Here is an 18,053-nt window from a genome sequence, read left to right as displayed (position 1 = left end):
CCGGGAGCGTGGCCGAGGCGGACATGCAGCGGCTGGCCCGCTCGGGAATGCCGCCGCTCTCCGTCGAGCAGGGAATCGCGCTGTTCGACGCGGCGGCCACCGGCTCGGAGGCGCTGGTGCTGCCCGTACGGCTGGATATGGCGGCCCTCCGGGCCCAGGACGAGATCCCGGCTCTGCTCCGCGGTCTGATCCGTACGCCGTCCAGGCGGACGGCGACGGCCGCTCCGCAGTCGGCCGGGTCGCTCGGACAGCGGCTGACCGGAATGACCGAGGAGGAGCGTAGCGACGTTCTTCTGACGCTGGTCCGCGATCAGGCGGCCGTGGTGCTCGGACATGCGGACGGGACGGCGGTCGGGGCCACGCGGCAGTTCCAGGAGCTGGGCTTCGACTCCCTGACGGCGGTGGACTTCAGGAACCGGCTGAACTCGGCCACCGGGCTGCGCCTGCCGGCGACCCTGCTGTTCGACTACCCGACTCCGGCCGCGGTCGTGGGCCATCTCCACTCCCGGCTGGTGACGGAGGAGATCAGCGGGGCCGGATCGGTGCTCGCCGTACTCGACCAGTTGGAGAAGACGATCACGGAAATGACGGTCGACGCACAGGAGTTCAAGCACGTCGCCGGACGAATCGACGTGCTGAGGACGAAGTGGGCCGCGTTGCGGCAGGAGTCGGCGAACGGCTCCGGCGAGTTCGACCTGGAGGCGGCGTCGGACGACGATGTGTTCGCGCTGCTCGACGACGAACTCGGTCTGTCCTGAACCGCGGAGGCTCCGGGAAGCGGTAGGTCCCGCCCCCCGGAGCCCCCGGCACGGCCGGGGCGTCGTAGGCGGTTCCCGCACTCACCTGTGGGTTCCGTCACCGATGCCCGCACGGAGACTAGGGAATTTCCCACTGTCCGTCCTAGTGAAATGGGGGTCGTCGGCCACCGGGCCGGCCGTGGCGGTCGGCGAGGCGGGCGATGCGAGTCGTCCTCCCGATCTGTTGGGGGAAGTACGCATGGAACGCTCGGTCGCGTCGGCGACGTCATGGCACTCGCGGTGTGCCACGTTCCATCATGTTCCGCTGTCACCGGCCCGGAGGCCCGGACCGCTGCGTGGTCCGGATTGCTTGGGGCCCACCCCTAGGAGGATGCAACACGATGACGATGTCCACCGAGGAGAGCCTTTGGGCGCGGTGCTTTCATCCAGCACCGGCCAGCTCGGAACAACTCTTCTGTTTCCCCCACGCGGGTGGCTCGGCGTCTTTCTACTTCCCGGTCTCCGCTCAGCTGTCGTCGGTGGCCGAGGTGTTCTCGGTGCAGTACCCCGGCCGTCAGGACCGGCGCAAGGAGATCAGCCCCGGCGATCTCGGGGTCTTGGCCGACCAGGTCTACGAGGCGTTGCGCAAGCAACTCCGGGCCCGGCCGACCACCTTCTTCGGGCACAGCATGGGCGCGACGCTCGCGTTCGAGGTCGCGCGGCGGTTCGAGGCCGACGGCGGTGAGCTCTCTCATCTGTTCGCCTCGGGCCGGCGCGCGCCGTCGCGCCACCGGGACGAGCGTGTGCACACGCGTACCGACGACGGCATCGTCGCGGAGCTGAGGCTGCTGTCCGGTACGAATACGGCGCTGCTCGGCGACGAGGAGATCCTGCGGATGATCCTCCCCGCGATCCGCAGTGACTATCAGGCCATCGAGACCTACCGCTGCGATCCAGCGACGACGGTCCGCGTCCCGATCTCCGCGCTGACCGGTGAGAACGACCCGAAGACCACGCTGGACGAGGCGGAGGACTGGCGTCGCCACACCACGGGAGCCTTTGACCAGAAGGTCTTCCCCGGCGGGCACTTCTTCCTGAGTTCACAGGCGCCGGCGGTGATCGCGCTCCTGCGGAAACATCTGTCCGCCGCGGCATAGGCAGCCGACCGCTCTGCGCGACCGGACCCCGGGCCACCAGCACCTGCCCGTGGTCCCCAAGTGCCAAAACGGGCCTCGTGGGCTTCGTGGGGTGCGGGATTTTGTGATCATGTAATCTCGCGCCCGTCGGTCGTGGAACGTTCACTGGTTTTGCGGGATGCGCGGGATATGCCGACGAGTCATTGCATCTGTTGTGTCCCCCGAGATGCGAGGAGACCATGATGCTGGAACAGGCCGACCTCTCCGGTTTATCCAGCGCTCTGGTCGGCCGCGCCGATGAGCTGCGGGTGCTGGCCCGCCATGCCGAGGCCGCGCGCGCCGGACGTGCGGGCCTGGTGATCCTGTCCGGCCCCGCGGGCATCGGGAAGACCAGCCTGCTGCGGGCGTTCCTCAAGAGCGACGCGTGCCGCAACACGGCCGTGCTGTACGGCACGTGCGGCGAAGGCGTCGCGGGCGCGGCATACAGCGGCGTGCGGGAGCTGTTCGGCTCGTTGGGGCTGAGCGGCGAGGAAGCGGGGAACTCTCCTCTCCTGCGGGGACTCGCCCGTCGCGCTCTGCCCGCGCTCACGGCCGGACAGTTCGACCAGGAGACATTGAGCGGTCCCGCCGCCTACCCGGTGCTGCACGGGCTGTACTGGCTCGCGGCCAATCTGATGGTGGACCGCCCGCTCGTTCTCGTACTGGACGATGTGCACTGGTGCGACGAACGCTCGCTGTGCTGGGTGGACTTCCTGCTGCGGCGCGCGGACGATCTGCCGCTGTTGGTGGTGCTCGCCCATCGCAGCGAGGCCGAGCCGGTCGCGCCCTCCGCGCTGGCGGACATCGCCGCGCAGCGCCGGCCCACCGTGATGAGGCTGGCGCCGCTCACCCACGCGGCCGTCGGCGAGATGGCCCGGCAGATCTTCCAGGTGCCCGTCGAGCCCACCTTCACCGAGTGCGCCGCCGCCGTCTCGGGCGGCAACCCTCTCACCCTCAGCCGGCTCCTGGGCGAACTGCGTGCCGAGGGTGTGCAGCCGGACGAGAAGGGCGTACGGAGAGTCGCCGAGGTGGGCGGCCAGGTCATCGCGTCCTCCGTGAGCGCGCTGCTGGACAGTCAGCCGCTCTGGGTACGTGAGGTGGCCAGGGCGATCGCGGTCCTCGGCGACGAGACCCCAGATCTGGTCGGCATGCTCGCCGATGTGCCCCCCGCGCTCGTCGCGGAAGGCGTCGTCGCGCTGCGGCGCGCCGAGGTGCTGGCGGCGGACCGCGCGGACCTGGTGCACGCCGTGGTGCGCTCGGCCGCACTCGAACCCATCGGTGCCGACGCGCTGGCCGGGCTGCGCACCCAAGCCGCCCTGCTGCTGAGTGACGCCGGCCGGCCGGCGGAGGAAGTCGCGGGCCGGCTCATGCTGTTGCCCGCCCTGACGCAGCCATGGATGCCGGCGGTGCTCCGTGACGCGGCCGTCCAGGCCGAGGGCCGTGGCGCTCCCGAGGCCGCCGTGCGCTATCTGCACCGGGCGCTGGAGGCGGAACCGGACAGCGTGCCGGTACGTCTCCAGATGGCGGCATCGCTCGCGGAGATCAATCCCGCGGAGGCCATCCGGCTGCTGGAAGAGGCGCTTCCGCTGGCCGATGACGTACGAGCCAGGGCGGTGGTCGCCGTACGGTACGGAATGGTCTGCCTGGCCGTTCAGCGGTCGCCCGAGGGCGTACGGGTCCTCGAAGGGGTCCTGGCGGAGCTGGAGGCCGAGCTGGGACCTGGCCCGGCCCCGGCCGACCGTGAACTGCGCACGCTCGTCGAGTCGGTCCTGCTGATCATCGGGGCGGACGAGAAGGCGACCATCTCCGCGACTCTGGACCGGGCCGCGCTGCTGGCCCCGCCTCCCGGCGATACGCCCGCCCAGCGCCAGATGCTCGCGATGATGACCGTACTGACCGCGATGGACGGCCGCTCGGCGGAACGGACGGTCGAACAGGCCCGTCGCGCGCTCACTTCGCCAGGGGCCGAGCCGGAGACGTGGCCGTTGCTCACCTCCTCCTTCGCGCTCAGCCTCGCCGACGAGGTCGACGAGGCGCTGGACGCGCTGGATCACATGCTCCAGTACAGCCAGGACAACGCCGCCGTCTGGACCTTCGTGCTCGCCCTGTCCACTCGCGCTCTGGTCCTGCACAGCGCGGGCGCGTTCCCGGACGCGCTGGCCGACGCGCAGACCTCGATCGAGATCATTGGTGAGGAGAGATGGGGTGACGGCGCCGCGCTGCCGCAGATCGCGTTCGCGACCATGCTGGTCGAGCGTGGCGAGGCCGAACGGGCCGAGGAAGTGCTCCGCGGTATCAAACGGGCCGGCCTGGACCGATTCGTCATCGCATACCACTGGAATCTGATGACGCGGGCCCGCGCCCGATGGGCGACCGGCGACCGGGATGCGTCTCTCGGCCTGTATCTCGAGTGCGGCCGGTCCCTGGAGGAGTCCCGGTGCAGCAACCCGGCCTTTCTGCCCTGGTGGTCCGAGGCGGCCTGCCTGCTCGCGGTCATGAACCGCGGCGACGAAGCCCGGGAGATGACCGAGTACGGCAGCGAGTTGGCCCAGCGGTGGGGCACGCCCCGCGCTCTCGGGCTCGCCGCGCTCGCCCGCGGAGTGATCGCCCCCGGCGGCGCGGGCATCGAGACGCTCACCGAATCGGTCGTCACCCTGGCGGGCTCACCCGCCAGAGCGGAACACGCCAAGGCCGAATTCTTCCTCGGCCGCGCCCTGCTGAAGACGGGCGACCAGCGTGGTGCCCGTGAGCATCTGCGCACCGCCACCGACCTCGCGCAGCGCTGCGGGGCGCTCGCGCTCGCCGGGGTCGCGCGCAGGTTGCTGGTCACCGCCGGCGGCAGGATGCGGAGGATGAGCGCCTCACCGCTCGACATACTGACCGGAATGGAACGCAGGGTGGCCTGCCTCGCCGCAGCGGGGGCCAGCAACCGCTCGATCGCGGAGACTCTGTTCGTCACGGTACGCACCATCGAAACACATCTGACCAACGTGTACCGGAAACTGGGCGTGAGTGGGCGTACCGAACTGGGCTCCATTCTGCGCACACCGGACATCCCCGATGGGCAACCCGGCTGGGTATCCGAATCACGTTGGCGACGCTGAAGCGGACGGGCGAGGCGGTGCGTGTGACTGGCCGGAACAACAATCGTCCCCAGGGCCGGGACCGGCTCAGCCTGCTGCCCACCTCCCCGGTCCCCACCGAGCAGTTCGTGCTGCGCGGACCGACCGAGCAGGGCGTCGCCACCGCGGTGGCGACGGTCCGCGGAGCACCGGGCGACCAGCGGTTCACCGCCACGGTCGCGGCGGCAACCGAGGGCGACCCCGCCGTGCTGTGCGATGTGAGCCGACTCCCCGACCAGGGCCGTGAGCCGGTCGCCGCGCGGCTGCCCGAGCTGCGTACCATCACCGCCGTCGGCGACCACGCGACGCGCTCGCTGAACGGTCTGCCCGCCGAGGCAATCGGGCTCCGCGGCATACCCGTCGAGCCGGCTGGCGGCGACGGTACGCGCGCCCACCGAGCGGCTGGAAAGGCCGACGAGGCCGGTGGCCCCCACCCTGCCCCGGGAGTGGACCACGCTCTCGGACGCCGAACAGTGCATGATCTCCGTGAGCAGGCGCACCGTGGAGCTGCGACTGAGCAATACCTACCGAAGCTCCGTATCACCGGGCGTAACGTACCGTGTGTGCTGATGCGGAACATAGGAGAACGGCCGAGCGATGCTTCTTGAGCGGGAGTCGGAACTGGCGCGGTTGGCAGCCGCGTTGAGCGCCGCGGACGAGGGCACCTCCTCGGTGATCCTGCTGTCGGGACCCCTCGGCATCGGAAGATCCGCCCTGCTGCGCGAGCTGCCCGGTGTCGTCTCCGGCCCGGACATACGCGTCTTGCGGGCGAACGCCGCCCCCATGGAGCGGGACTTCGCGTTCGGCGTGGTGCGGCAGCTGCTCGATAGTCTGCTGTCCGGCGCGACGGAGACGGACCGCAATCGGTGGGCGCGGCAGCCCGGCCGCGCCGCCCGGCTGATGTTCGGCACCGACGACCTGCCGGCAGGCCACCCGCCGGCCGGGGACATGTTCGCGGGCGACATGCCCGACGCCGACGGCGCCGGAGGCCCGGCCGGGGTCGCGTCCGAGGCGAGCCTGCACGGCCTGTGGTCGCTGCTGGCCGACATCAGTGAGAACACCCGGCTGCTGATCCTCGTGGACGACCTCCAGTGGGTGGACATCCCCTCCCTGCGCTGGCTCGCCTACCTGGCCGAACGACTGCGGGGACTGCGCGTCGTGCTCGTCTGTACGCTGCGCGACGGGGACCAGGGAGCCGGACACGCCCTGGTGCGCGAGATCGCCGCCGCCTCCACACAGATACTGCGACCCGCCCCGCTGTCGCCCGACGCCACCCGGGCCATGATTCGTGAACGGTGCGGCGCTGCCGGGCACGACGAGTACGTACGTGCCTGTCATGAAGTGACCGGCGGCAACCCGTTGTTCCTGATGTCGGTACTGCTGGGCATGGAGGCACGGGGGTACGCGCCGACCGCCGACTACGCCGACCGGGTGCGTACCCTGCGGCCCGCGCAGCTCCGGGAGCGGCTGGCGAGCTATCTGCGGACCCAGCCACGAGCGGTACGCGACGTGGCCGCGGCGATCGCCGCCTTCGGCGGCCATGGAGACCCCGCGCTCATCACGGAACTCGCCGGACTGGACGAGATCGGGTTCGGCGCCGCGCGGCGCGCGCTCCGCAAGGCGGGGCTGCTGGCCGACGCGCGCGAACCGCGCTTCACCCACCGCGTCGTACAGGACGCCATCGAATCCGCCATGTCCGTGGCCGAACGCAAGCGCTGGTACGCCGCCGCTGCGGACCTGCTGTACGGCAGCGGCCGTCCCGCCGAGCAGGTCGCCGCCCATTTGATGGCCGTCACCGGCTTCGGCCGCCCCTGGTCGGTCATGGTGCTGCGGGCCGCGGCCGACACCGCGTTGCGGCGTGGCGCGCCGGAGATTGCCGCCCGCTATCTGCGCCGCGCGCTGCTCGGCCACCGTGCCCAGGACGAGAGCCGGGCCGGACTGCTGGTCGAACTGGCCACTGCGGAGCGTGGCTTCGACCCCGAGGCGTGCCAACGCCATATCGTCCAGGCGATGCCGCTGCTGACCACGGCCAGGGACCGGGCGGCCGCCGTGTTGCGTATCCCGCCGCCCCTGCTCGGCGCGGTGCACCCCTCCACCGCCGAGCTGCTGCGCGGTGTCTCCGAGGAACTCGGCCCGTCCGCCGGACGGGACGGGCCGGCGCGTGAGATGGCCCTGCGGCTGGAAGCCCGGCTGAGGCACTTCGGGCACGAGAACCCGGGAGAGCTGGCCTCAGCGATGGAACGCCTGCGCGGGCTGGGGGAGGAGCCCCCGCTCGGCTCCGCGGCCGAACGCGAGCTGATGGCCGTGCTCCTCTTCTCCGGGATACTCACCGGTCGGCTCGCCGCGGCCGACGCGGCCCGTACGGCCGGCCGCATCCTGGAACGCGAACCGGCCACCTCGGCGGGCGCGAATACCGTGCTTCCGCTGGTCGTGGTCACCCTGTTCGCCGCCGAATCGGTACAGGACGTTGCCTCGTGGCTGTCGACCGAGCAGCAGACCCGATGGCAGAACGCGACCGGCCCCGACGGCGTACTCCTCTTCGCGCAACGGGCGTTCGTCCTTGTCTCGCAGGGCAGGCCGACCCTGGCACGTGAATATGTCGAGCGTGCCATGGCGCCGGCCGACGCGGACTGGAGCGAGGCATCCACGATGATCCTCTCCACGATAGCGCTCGAACTGCGTGACCCGGTGCTCAGCGAGCGGATCCTGGCCAGGGCCCGGTGGCGCCGGTCGGCGGGGCTGGCCCTCACGGCCTCGCTGCAGATTCTGCAGGCGTCGGTGGACGCCCAGCGGGGCCTGCGGGCCAAGGCTTTGGAGATTCTGCTCGCCTGCGGCCGTCAACTGGGCGTCTCCGGCTGGCGGAACTCGGCGCTCTTCCCCTGGCGTTCGCACGCCATCGGCGTCTACCAGCGACTCGGTGACTCCCATTCCGCGCTACGGCTCGCCGAGGAGGAACTCGCCTGGGCCACGGCGTGGGGAGCACCCGCCGGGCTCGGCCGCGCTCTGCGGCTGAAGGGCTGGCTCCAGGGCGCACAAGGTGTCCCTCTGCTGCGCGAAGCGGTCACCGTACTGCGCGGTTCGTCATTCGAGCTGGAACTCGCCAGGACTCTCGTGCTGTTGGGCCGGCAGCTGGGCAGCGGCGCCGAGGCCGAGGCGGCGCTGCGCGAGGCGGGCGTCCTCGCGGCGGCCTGCGGTGTTCCCTGGCTGGTCGAGCGGGCCGAGCGCGGCCGCGGCACGGCCTCGGCGCCGAAGACCGCGATCCTCACCCGCAGCGAGCGCAGGGTGATCACTCTGGTCGGCAGCGGGCTCACCAACCAGGAAATTGCGGATGAACTCGGCGTGAGTTCGCGGGCCGTTGAGAAACATCTAACGAATTCCTATCGGAAGCTTGGCATCTCGGGCCGGCATGAGCTGGCGGACGCTCTTCCCGCGTAGACTTTGACGCGTAACTGTTAACGGCATGCTACGTGACGATGCGTTATCTGTGTCGCTCGGTTCGGCCCCGGCTTGCCGCACGAACCTCAAGTCAACCTCAAGCAAGACCGAATTGCGCGGATGGCTAGCCAATCCGTCCCGCCCGGCATGCCGTGGTTTTCACGGGTCGGCACCTTCATTGCGGACCGAACCTCCCGTGGTTCGGACCACAGCTTTAGCCGTGTGAACAGGGTGCCTTGTTGACGGGCAACCTAAAAGCTAACTACTCTCAATTCGGTGAATGGATAACCCGCCAATGAGGGCACGTGAGGCCGGCTGCCGGTGTTATCCCACCCGCATAACGATGTTGAGTATTCACAATCGGGGGGGACCCGAAAGGATGGCGATCTCGTGGCGATTGCTGCACTCACAGATTCGGTGCAGGTCATAGCGAGCGACCTCAAACCCGACCAGAACGGGTACGGGCGCGCCCAGGAGTTCGACCAGCCGGGGCTGTGCATGGCCTTACTCGACCCGGCTCTGACCGTCCAGCAGGCGAACGAGGAGTTCTTCCGCCGGTTCGGCGACTCCTCGGCCGGCGTCTGCGGCCGTAGCTTCCGCGATCTGGTGCATCCCAGCGTTCAGCAGCCGCTGATGCGCCAGTTCTCCCGCCTGGTGGAGGGGAAGCGCCAGCGGTTCGCCTCGCACGTGGTGGCCGTGGGGCCGGAGGACTTCGCGTTCGCCGGGACGCTCACGGCCGCGGCCGTGAGCGGGGACACCCCCGACGTAGCCGCGATCCTGGTGCTCATGCGCTCCTCGGAGGGTTCCGAGGACGCGGGCGTCCTGACCCATCAGAAGAAGATCCTCACTGAGATCGACGCGCGCATTCTTGAGGGCATAGCTGCCGGTCTGTCCACGATCCCACTGGCCTCCCGGCTCTATCTGAGCCGGCAGGGCGTGGAGTACCACGTGACAGGTCTGCTCCGGAAGCTCAGGGTGCCCAACCGGGCTGCCCTGGTCTCCCGTGCCTACTCCATGGGTGTCCTCAACGTCGGCACCTGGCCGCCGAAGGTCGTCGAGGACTTCATCAAGTAACAGCGCGGGCAGGGCCGGCCGCCAACGGCCCTGTCCGCCGCGGTTGGTACCGCAGAAACTCGCCGGACCCGCGCCCTCGACCAGGGTGCCACGGGCCGGCGGTTTTCTGCGTTTTTGTCCGTCTTCCTTCTCCGGTCCGCTCATCGGCCCGCTCTTCCGCTCCGTATCCGTTGCGAGTCTTGTCGAGCCCGTTTTGCCGTCCCGGCTGCCTGTTTGCTGTGGCATTACGGAAGATGGTGCCGAGGGCGCGAGCCGTTGACCCCTGGCGAGCGGGCCCTATGGCGCGGTGATAGTGGACTTCGCATGCATGGGCTGTTTCGCATCGATGGTGTGCGAGAAAGGTATTGCTTCGTCTGTGCGCGCGTACCCGCGTCGTGGAGAGCGAGGAGGCAACAGTAATTGTGCCGTGCGGCGCATTTAGAAGGCTCCATGTCCGAATGAAATGGCCACCGTGTGGTTTTGGGTGCCGTTGCTTGTGGTTTTACTGCCCGATTCGACCGGTGCTTCCGGGTGGGGCGACGGCAGTCGGGATCCGGTCGGCCGATATTGACCTGAAGAGTGGCTGAGAACTGTGATGTGGCGAGTTGCGCAGCCCTGTCACGTTGCGGTAAAGCCTTTCCCCTTGCGTCGCTCTTCAATTCCTCCGGCCACCCCCGAAGACGGACCGACCGTGGCTGAGCCACGGTCGGTCCGGAAGAGAGCGCCCTACGAGGAGCGGACACAAGCGGTGAGGGGGCGGGCGATCAGACCGATCCTCAGCCGGCGGAAGCCTGGTGGAGACCGAGGGCCGGCGCGGTGGGCCCAAGGGGCGCCGACGAGGCGGTCAAGGGTGCTGCCTGCCGCGTTGATGCTGCCGGGGGCGCCGTCGCGCCATTGACGGGCTGCCGGGGAGTGAGGTCTCCAGCCGGACCTCCCCAGATTCTCCCCAGGTTGACCAGGGGTCCGACGGGAGGACGCGGGCGTTCTGGCCACGCCGTGGATCCTGAAGTTCAGCTACCGGATAGCCTGGGAAAATGCTTACAGAGGTCACAGCGACCCGCTATGTCACGCCCCTGCGTGAGGGCGGTTCGCTTCCGGGCATCGTCGAGGCCGACGATCTCGGCACCTACGTCATGAAGTTCACCGGCGCGGGCCAGGGCCGCAAGACCCTCGTCGCCGAGGTGATCTGCGGGCAGCTGGGCCGCCGGCTCGGGCTGCGGGTGCCCGATCTGGTGCAGATCCAGCTAGACCCGGTGATCGGACTGGGCGAACCCGATCAGGAGGTGCAGGAGCTGCTCAAGGCCAGCGGCGGCCTCAACCTCGGCATGGACTACCTCCCCGGCTCGCTCGGCTTCGACCCGCTCGCCTTCGAGGTGAGCCCCGGGGAGGCGGGCCGCGTGATCTGGTTCGACGCGCTGGTGGGCAATGTCGACCGCTCCTGGCGCAACCCCAACCTGCTGGTCTGGCACGGCCGTCTCTGGCTCATCGACCACGGCGCCACGATGATCTGGCATCACAACTGGCCGGCCGCCCGGGGCGCGGCGGAGAAACCGTACGACGCCTCCGACCACGTCCTGGCCTCCTTCGCGCCGGACCTGGAGGCGGCCGCCGCCGAGCTCGCGCCGCTTGTGACCGGGGAGCTCCTGGCGGAGGTCGCGGCCGATGTCCCCGACGAGTGGCTCGTGGAGGAGCCCGGCTTCGACAGCCCGGACGCCCTGCGCCGCGCCTATGCCGAGACACTGGCGGAACGGGCCGCGACGACGCTCAGCCGGATCGCCCTCGGCCCACGCCGCGCCGAGGAGCCTTCGCAGGCGCCGGACTGGCTGCGCGTCCGGGTCGACGGGAAGGCCGCCCGGTGACCGGCCTCCACCAGGGACGCGACGTCTTCGAGTACGCCCTGCTGCGCGTCGTCCCGCGGGTCGAGCGCGGAGAGCTCATCAACGCCGGCGTGGTCGTCTACTGCCGCGCGCGGTCCCGCGTGATCGCCCGTACGCACCTCGACGAGGCGCGGCTGCTGGCCCTGGACCCGGCGGCGGACGTGGCGGGCGTACGCGCCGCGCTGCGCGCCGTCGAGGGGGTGTGCCGCGGTGGGGAGGCGGCCGGGCAGGCCGCCGCGGACGACGCGGGACGGCGCTTCCGCTGGCTGATCGCGCCCCGCAGCACGGTGGTCCAGCCGGGGCCGGTGCACACCGGGCTGACCGCCGACCCGGAAGCCGAGGCGGAGCGGCTGTTCGACCTGCTCGTACGCTGAACAGCTCCACCGGGCGACGTGACATCCGCCGCCCGTCGCCATGGGCCGTTGACACCGGGTGCCAGGGCTTCTAGCGTTTCGTCGACCGACCTACTAAGCGGTTGCTCACTTCATTCGAGCCCGAGGAGAACCCGCATGCCCACCACCGAGCAGCGCATCGCCATCGTGACGGGCGGCGCCCGAGGTATCGGCGCCGCCACCGCAGTCCGGCTGGCCGAGGAAGGCCGCGCCGTCGCCGTACTCGACCTCGACGAGGCGGCTTGCAAGGAGACCGTGGAGAAGATCACGGCGGCGGGCGGCAAGGCTCTCGCCGTCGGCTGTGACGTCTCGGACTCGGCCCAGGTCGAGGCCGCGGTCGAGCGGGTCGCCGCCGAGCTGGGCGCACCCACGATCCTCGTCAACAACGCGGGGGTGCTGCGGGACAACCTTCTGTTCAAGATGAGCGACTCCGACTGGGACACCGTCATGAACGTGCATCTGCGGGGCGCGTTCCTGATGACGCGCGCCTGTCAGAAGCACATGGTGGACGCCAAGTTCGGCCGGGTCGTCAACCTCTCCAGCAGCTCGGCGCTCGGCAACCGCGGCCAGGTCAACTACTCCGCGGCCAAGGCCGGTCTGCAGGGCTTCACCAAGACCCTCGCCTTCGAGCTCGGCAAGTTCGGCATCACCGCCAACGCCGTGGCCCCCGGCTTCATCGTCACGGACATGACCGCGGCCACCGCCGCCCGGGTCGGCATGGGCTTCGAGGAGTTCCAGGCCGCCGCTGCCACCCAGATCCCGGTGCAGCGCGTGGGCCGGCCGGACGACATCGCGAACGCCATCGCCTTCTTCACGGGCGAGCAGGCCGGCTTCGTCTCCGGCCAGGTCATGTACGTCGCCGGCGGCCCCCTCAACTGACGCGCAACGGACAGAAAGCCGGACACACATGACTGCACAGACGCAGGACAGCGGAAAGGTCGCGCTCGTCACCGGAGCGAGCCGCGGCATCGGATACGGCATCGCCGAGGCGCTCGTCGCCCGCGGTGACCGCGTGGCCATCACGGGCCGCAACGAGGAGGCCCTCAAGGAGGCCGTCGAACAGCTCGGCGCGGACCGGGTGATCGGCATCGCGGGCAAGGCCCACGACGAGGCTCACCAGGCGGCCGCCGTCGAGGCCACCATGGCTGCCTTCGGCCGGGTCGACTACCTCGTCAACAACGCGGGCACGAACCCGGTCTTCGGACCGATCGCCGAACTCGACCTCGGAGTGGCCCGCAAGGTCTTCGAGACCAACGTCATCTCGGCCCTCGGCTTCGCCCAGCAGACCTGGAAGGCCTGGCAGAAGGAGAACGGCGGCGCGATCGTCAACATCGCGTCGGTCGCCGCGATCTCCGCCTCGCCCTTCATCGGCGCGTACGGCATGAGCAAGGCCGCCATGGTCAACCTCACGCTGCAGCTCGCCCATGAGCTGGCGCCGGGCGTACGGGTCAACTCCATCGCTCCGGCAGTGATCAAGACCAAGTTCGCCCAGGCGCTCTACGAGGGCCGCGAGGAGGAGGCCGCGGCCGCCTATCCGCTCGGCCGGCTCGGCATGCCCGAGGACATCGGCGGCGCGGCGGAGTTCCTGCTCTCCGACCGCTCCGGCTGGATCACCGGCCAGACGCTCGTCGTCGACGGCGGCATCTTCCTCAAGGCCGGCGTCCACTGAGGCCTGGCTGAGAGCCGGCCGTCCGGCGGCGAAGGGACCCGCTCGGGACAGCGGGGCTCCGGGGCGCCGCCGGGCGGCCTTTCGCTGCGTGTCAGTGGCCGCCGGTAGGTTCTGCGGAGAAGAACCGATCGCACACCGGAGGTTGTTGACGTGACCGACATGCTGCCCGAGTCCTGGCGGGGCGTCCTCGGAGGGGAGCCCGCCGAGCCCTACTTCAGGGAGCTCGTCGATTTCGTCGAGAAGGAGCGGGCCAACGGACCGGTCTACCCGCCGCGCGCGGAGGTCTTCGCGGCGCTGGAGGCGACCCCGTACGACCGGGTGAAGGTGCTGGTCCTCGGGCAGGACCCGTACCACGGCGAGGGGCAGGGGCACGGGCTGTGCTTCTCGGTGCGGCCGGGGGTGAAGACCCCGCCCTCGCTGCGGAACATCTACAAGGAGATGCACCAGGAGCTGGGCCACCCGGTGCCGGACAACGGCTATCTGATGCCCTGGGCCGAGCAGGGTGTGCTGCTGCTCAACGCCGTACTGACGGTCCGGGCCGGGGAGGCCAACTCCCACAAGGGCAAGGGGTGGGAGACCTTCACGGACGCTGTGATCCGCTCCGTCTCGGCCCGGCCGGACCCGGCGGTCTTCGTCCTGTGGGGTAATTACGCGAAGAAGAAGCTCCCCCTGATCGACACCGAACGGCACGCGGTGGTTCAAGGCGCGCACCCGTCGCCGCTGTCCGCGAAGAAGTTCTTCGGCAGCCGGCCGTTCACGCAGATCGACGCGGCCATCGCGGCGCAGGGCCACACCCCGGTGGACTGGCGGATCCCGGACCTCGGCTGACGGCGCCGGGCAGGCCCCGGCCGATTCGACCAGGTGGCTGAGCGCCGGGGCGCTTGTCGGTGTCTGCGGCTAGCGTCGACCGACAAGGCCGTAGTGATCAGCGCGGGAGGTCCGATGGCGGAGGAACTGCTGGGGGAGGCGTCGCCGGACGCCGTCATGACCAGGATCGGCCAAGCGATCATGCTCCACCGCGGCGGTGACCGGGAGGAGGCGCGGAACCGGTTCGCGGCGCTGTGGGAGGAGATCGGGGAGGACGGCGACGCGCTCCACCGCTGCACACTCGCGCACTACATGGCGGATACGCAGGACGACCCGGCGGATGAGCTGGCATGGGACGCCCGCGCGCTCCGCGCCGCGGACAGCCTCACCGACGACCGCGTCGCGGCCCACCACGAATCCCTCGCGGTGCGCGCCCTGTATCCGTCGCTCCACCTGAACCTGGCGGCGGACTACGTGAAGCTGTGCCGGCCAGAGGCGGCGCGGCGCGAGCTCGGGCGTGCCCGGGAGAGCGCCGGGGTGCTCGGCGACGACGACTACGCGGACGGTATCCGGGCGGCCATCGTGCGTCTGGAGCTGCGGCTGGGCGGGGAGCCGGGGAACTCCGCCCAGGCAGGTGATCACCTGCCGTAGACGTCGTGGCAGATCCGGGACGCCGGGCTGCCGGGCTCCCAGTGCCCGTACGTGTCGCCCAGGCGGCATACGTCCGGGGAGCGGGGTGCCGTGACGGGAGGCTTCAGCCGTGGTCCGGCGGGCCCGGCGGTCGGTGACTCGCGTACCGGCCCCGCGGGCCGTGGCCGGGCCGCCGCCGGCGGGGGAGCGGGCAGCGGGCTGCGTGCCTGGTGGGTGGGGTCGGGCTGGACGGTCTCCAGCCTTTCGCGGGGGGAGGGTTGGGCGATCTGCGGCCGGGCGGCGCCCGACGCGGCCGGCGGCGGCTTCGGACGCTCTCCGGGCGCGGGAGGCGGCCCGGCGACGGTGACGCAGCCCGCGAGGGCCGGGGAGACGAGGAGGACGGCGGCTGCCGCGAGTCGGTGCACCCGGCCAACTCTGCCGTCCCCGGGAACCATTGGCGGCCACCGCCGGAAGGCCACACCACAGGGGGGACGCCCGGGTCACCCCCCAGTGGCGCAGCCGATGCGCCCGGCGCGCATAAGCCCCCACGGCGCGAACCGGCAGGCCGCAGCAGCGCACGTATGCTGCCGGACCAGGGGTGCCCCACCGCACAGAACTGAGGTGACCGAAGGTGAAGGTCGGCTGCATCGGGCTCGGCGACATCGCTCAAAAGGGGTATCTGCCGGTCCTGGGTACCCAGCCCGGACTGGAACTCCACCTCCAGACCCGCGACCCGGCCACTCTCGACCGGGTCGCAGCCACCTACCGCATCCCCTCCGGCCGGCTCCATACCGACCTCGACCCGCTCCTGGCGGCCGGCCCGGACGCGGTCTTCGTGCACACCGCCACCGCCGCCCACGCCGAGATCGTCGGCCGCCTCCTGGACGCCGGGGTGCCGACCTACGTCGACAAGCCGATCGCGTACGACTACGCCGACAGCGCCCGGCTCGTACAGCTCGCCGAGGAGCGCGGGGTCAGCCTGGCCGTCGGCTTCAACCGCCGCTACGCACCCGGATACGCCCAGTGCCAGGAGCACCCCCGCGACCTGATCCTCATGCAGAAGAACCGCGTCGGTCTCGCCGAGGACCCGCGCACCCTCGTCCTCGACGACTTCATCCACGTCGTGGACACCCTCCGCTTCCTGGTGCCCGGCGCCGTCGAGCACATCGACGTCCGCGCCAGGGTGCGGGACGGGCTCATGCACCATGTCCTGCTGCAACTGTCCGGCGACGGCTTCACGGCCGTCGGGGTCATGAACCGGATGAGCGGCTCGACCGAGGAGATCCTCGAAGTCTCCGGCCAGGACACCAAGCGCCAGGTCCTCAACCTCGCCGAGGTGATCGACCACAAGGGCCAGCCGAGCGTGCGCCGCCGGGGCGACTGGGTCCCCGTCGCCCGGCAGCGCGGCATCGAGCAGATCACCCTCGCCTTCCTCGACGCCGTGAGGACCGGGAAGCGTCTCACCGCCCATGACGCGCTGCGGACCCACGAGCTGTGTGAACGGGTGGTGACGGAGGCCTTGGAGCAGGCCTCCTGAAGGCCCGTATGCCCTCGGCCGCGCTGAAGGCGGCGAGGGCGGCCAGCGCCCCGTACACCACCCAGTCGCCGAGCCGGACGTACGGACTCGTGCCGCCGCCCAGCGGTACGTCGTAAACCGCCGCTGTGCTGCTGTCGGTGCCCAGTCGGCCGCCCACCGCCTCGCCGCGGGGGCCCTGCACCGTGCTCACCCCGGTCAGCGTCGCGTGCACCATCGGGCGCCAGGTCTCGGCCGCCCGCAGCGCGGCCAGCGAGGCGTGCTGCTCCGGCGCCCAACTGTGCTGGAAGGTCGAAGTGGAGGACTGGGCGATCAGCACGCCGGTCCCGTCCCGCACCAGCCTGCGGCTCATATCGGGGAAAGCCGTCTCGAAGCAGATCAGCGGGCCGATGCGCAGCCCGCCCGAGTCCGGTATCTCCGTCACCACCGGCTCCGTGCCCCGCCTGCGGTCCTCGGCGGCGGCCTTCCCGACGGAGGTGGCCCAGCCCAGCAGGGACCGGAACGGGATGTACTCGCCGAACGGCACCAGCCGCATCTTGTCGTAGCGCTGCCCGGTCGGCCCGCCCGGGCCCACCAGCACCGAACTCTTGAAGATTCCGGGGCGGTCCGAGCCGCGCGCGTCCACGTTCACCAGCAGATCGGCGCCGACGCCCCGGGAGAGTGCCGTCAGCCGCCGCTCCAGGTCCGGACGGCGGCCGAGATCCGCACTGATGCTGCTCTCGCCCCAGACGACCAGATCCACCCCCCGCCCGGCGAGGCCCCGGGTCAGGGCCTCCTCGCGGTCGAAGCGCCGCTCCCAGCCGGCGGTCCCGCCTATGACCCCGGGCTGGACGAGAGCGATCCGCAGACTGCCCGTACGCTCCGGCAGCGGCGCCCACGCCCACGCGGCCCCGCCCGCGACGGCGACCGCCAGCATCCCGGCTATCGCGGCCGTACGGGCAGCGGCCACCGCGATCAGCACAGTGATCGCGGTGTTCACCACCACGATCAGGAAACTCACCAGCCACACCCCGCCCAGAGAGGCGAGGCGCAGCGCGGGCGTGACCTCCCACTGGCTCGCGCCGAGGAGCCCCCACGGCCCGCCCAGGTACTCCCAGGACCGCACCAGCTCGACCACCAGCCAGCCCGACGGCACCAGAACCAGCGACGCGGCCACGCGGAGCAGGCCCGGGGAGCCGCCCAGCAGCCGCCGCACCAGCAGCCCCCAGGGCGCCCACAGCAGCCCCATCAGCAGTGCCACCAGCACAGTGAAGACATGCAGGCTCGGCACCAGCCAGTGATGCGCCGCCAGGATGAAACCGGCTCCGCCCAGCCAGCCGTCGAACGAGGCCCGGCGGAAGGTCGGAGCCGAGCGGATCAGCAGCAGCCACGGCACCAGGGCGGCACAGACGAACCACCACAGCGACAGTTCGGGGAACGCCGTCGCAGGCAGCGCCCCCGCCGCAGCCGCCAGTACGCCGCGCTGCCACGGCGAGGCGAGGGCTCGCTGCCACCGGCCGACCGCCACCCGCATGCCGAGTCTCCCTCCGACTGGCCTATGGCCAGTGTGTTCGACCAGTGTGCGGGAGCGCGACGACCGGCGACAGACGGCGGCCGAGCCGGTGGGGCGCACCGGGCGCCGC

At 70.8% G+C, this 18,053-nt stretch carries 15 protein-coding genes; 13 read left to right on the top strand and 2 right to left on the bottom strand.

What is annotated here, in order from left to right; all coding sequences use genetic code 11:
• From ABZW18_RS15995 to ABZW18_RS15940, 12 genes are all read left to right on the top strand, one after another.
• Positions 1 to 758 (top strand): phosphopantetheine-binding protein (locus tag ABZW18_RS15995; RefSeq protein ID WP_356187621.1); only part of this gene is annotated, 758 nt, incomplete at its 5' end.
• A gap of 380 nt (positions 759 to 1,138) precedes the next feature.
• Positions 1,139 to 1,894, top strand: a complete 756-nt coding sequence (locus tag ABZW18_RS15990) for an alpha/beta fold hydrolase (protein WP_356187619.1) — start codon at positions 1,139 to 1,141, stop codon at positions 1,892 to 1,894.
• A gap of 218 nt (positions 1,895 to 2,112) precedes the next feature.
• Positions 2,113 to 5,016, top strand: coding sequence for an AAA family ATPase (locus ABZW18_RS15985; protein WP_356187617.1), 2,904 nt, complete (start codon positions 2,113 to 2,115; stop codon positions 5,014 to 5,016).
• Positions 5,017 to 5,039: 23 nt separating this feature from the next.
• A complete protein-coding gene (locus ABZW18_RS15980; protein ID WP_356187615.1) occupies positions 5,040 to 5,642 on the top strand; it encodes a hypothetical protein in 603 nt (200 codons plus the stop codon).
• Positions 5,632 to 8,469 (top strand): AAA family ATPase, encoded by a 2,838-nt coding sequence (locus ABZW18_RS15975; RefSeq protein WP_356187613.1) that lies wholly within the window; start codon positions 5,632 to 5,634, stop codon positions 8,467 to 8,469. The genes ABZW18_RS15980 and ABZW18_RS15975 overlap by 11 nt, the downstream gene beginning before the upstream one ends.
• 426 nt (positions 8,470 to 8,895) lie before the next feature.
• Positions 8,896 to 9,543, top strand: coding sequence for a LuxR C-terminal-related transcriptional regulator (locus ABZW18_RS15970; RefSeq protein ID WP_356187633.1), 648 nt, complete (start codon positions 8,896 to 8,898; stop codon positions 9,541 to 9,543).
• Positions 9,544 to 10,556: 1,013 nt separating this feature from the next.
• Positions 10,557 to 11,381, top strand: a complete 825-nt coding sequence (locus tag ABZW18_RS15965) for a HipA family kinase (RefSeq protein WP_356187611.1) — start codon at positions 10,557 to 10,559, stop codon at positions 11,379 to 11,381.
• Entirely contained in the window at positions 11,378 to 11,773 is a 396-nt protein-coding gene (locus tag ABZW18_RS15960; RefSeq protein ID WP_356187609.1) for a DUF3037 domain-containing protein, read from the top strand. The genes ABZW18_RS15965 and ABZW18_RS15960 overlap by 4 nt, the downstream gene beginning before the upstream one ends.
• Before the next feature lie 135 nt (positions 11,774 to 11,908).
• A complete protein-coding gene (fabG, locus tag ABZW18_RS15955) occupies positions 11,909 to 12,670 on the top strand; it encodes a 3-oxoacyl-ACP reductase FabG (protein ID WP_356187607.1) in 762 nt (253 codons plus the stop codon).
• Between the two features lie 28 nt (positions 12,671 to 12,698).
• Positions 12,699 to 13,460, top strand: a complete 762-nt coding sequence (locus ABZW18_RS15950) for an SDR family oxidoreductase (RefSeq protein ID WP_356187605.1) — start codon at positions 12,699 to 12,701, stop codon at positions 13,458 to 13,460.
• Positions 13,461 to 13,619: 159 nt separating this feature from the next.
• Entirely contained in the window at positions 13,620 to 14,288 is a 669-nt protein-coding gene (ung, locus tag ABZW18_RS15945; RefSeq protein ID WP_356187631.1) for a uracil-DNA glycosylase, read from the top strand.
• Between the two features lie 114 nt (positions 14,289 to 14,402).
• Positions 14,403 to 14,918 carry a hypothetical protein gene (locus tag ABZW18_RS15940; protein WP_356187603.1) on the top strand — a complete coding sequence of 172 codons (516 nt, stop codon included), beginning with the start codon at positions 14,403 to 14,405 and terminating at the stop codon, positions 14,916 to 14,918.
• Here ABZW18_RS15940 and ABZW18_RS15935 read toward each other — a convergent pair.
• The gene (locus ABZW18_RS15935; RefSeq protein WP_356187601.1) at positions 14,906 to 15,322 is read right to left on the bottom strand and encodes a hypothetical protein; all 417 of its coding nucleotides are present in this window, start codon (positions 15,320 to 15,322) and stop codon (positions 14,906 to 14,908) included. The genes ABZW18_RS15940 and ABZW18_RS15935 overlap by 13 nt on opposite strands.
• A 206-nt stretch (positions 15,323 to 15,528) precedes the next feature.
• On the opposite strand from ABZW18_RS15935, the gene ABZW18_RS15930 reads away from it, so the two are divergent.
• A complete protein-coding gene (locus tag ABZW18_RS15930) occupies positions 15,529 to 16,434 on the top strand; it encodes a Gfo/Idh/MocA family oxidoreductase (protein WP_356187599.1) in 906 nt (301 codons plus the stop codon).
• Here the strand turns inward: ABZW18_RS15930 and lnt are convergent.
• On the bottom strand, positions 16,358 to 17,944 hold the full coding sequence (gene lnt, locus ABZW18_RS15925) for an apolipoprotein N-acyltransferase (RefSeq protein WP_356187597.1): 1,587 nt from the start codon (positions 17,942 to 17,944) through the stop codon (positions 16,358 to 16,360). The two genes, ABZW18_RS15930 and lnt, sit on opposite strands and share 77 nt — an antisense overlap.
• Between the last annotated feature and the right edge of the window lie 109 nt (positions 17,945 to 18,053).

This window comes from Streptomyces sp. NPDC004647 (assembly GCF_040609575.1).
Classification (GTDB): Bacteria; Actinomycetota; Actinomycetes; order Streptomycetales; family Streptomycetaceae; genus Streptomyces.
Note: the sequence above shows the minus strand (reverse complement) of the source record. Positions and strands in the feature narration are given on the sequence as shown.

Coding starts and splice junctions, on each gene's coding strand:
- ABZW18_RS15950 (WP_356187605.1), top strand. CDS start 12,699: ATGACTGCACAGACGCAGGACAGCGGAAAGGTCGCGCTCGTCACCGGA.
- ABZW18_RS15975 (WP_356187613.1), top strand. CDS start 5,632: ATGCTTCTTGAGCGGGAGTCGGAACTGGCGCGGTTGGCAGCCGCGTTG.
- ABZW18_RS15965 (WP_356187611.1), top strand. CDS start 10,557: ATGCTTACAGAGGTCACAGCGACCCGCTATGTCACGCCCCTGCGTGAG.
- lnt (WP_356187597.1), bottom strand. CDS start 17,944: ATGCGGGTGGCGGTCGGCCGGTGGCAGCGAGCCCTCGCCTCGCCGTGG.
- ABZW18_RS15985 (WP_356187617.1), top strand. CDS start 2,113: ATGATGCTGGAACAGGCCGACCTCTCCGGTTTATCCAGCGCTCTGGTC.
- ung (WP_356187631.1), top strand. CDS start 13,620: ATGCTGCCCGAGTCCTGGCGGGGCGTCCTCGGAGGGGAGCCCGCCGAG.
- ABZW18_RS15940 (WP_356187603.1), top strand. CDS start 14,403: ATGGCGGAGGAACTGCTGGGGGAGGCGTCGCCGGACGCCGTCATGACC.
- fabG (WP_356187607.1), top strand. CDS start 11,909: ATGCCCACCACCGAGCAGCGCATCGCCATCGTGACGGGCGGCGCCCGA.
- ABZW18_RS15990 (WP_356187619.1), top strand. CDS start 1,139: ATGACGATGTCCACCGAGGAGAGCCTTTGGGCGCGGTGCTTTCATCCA.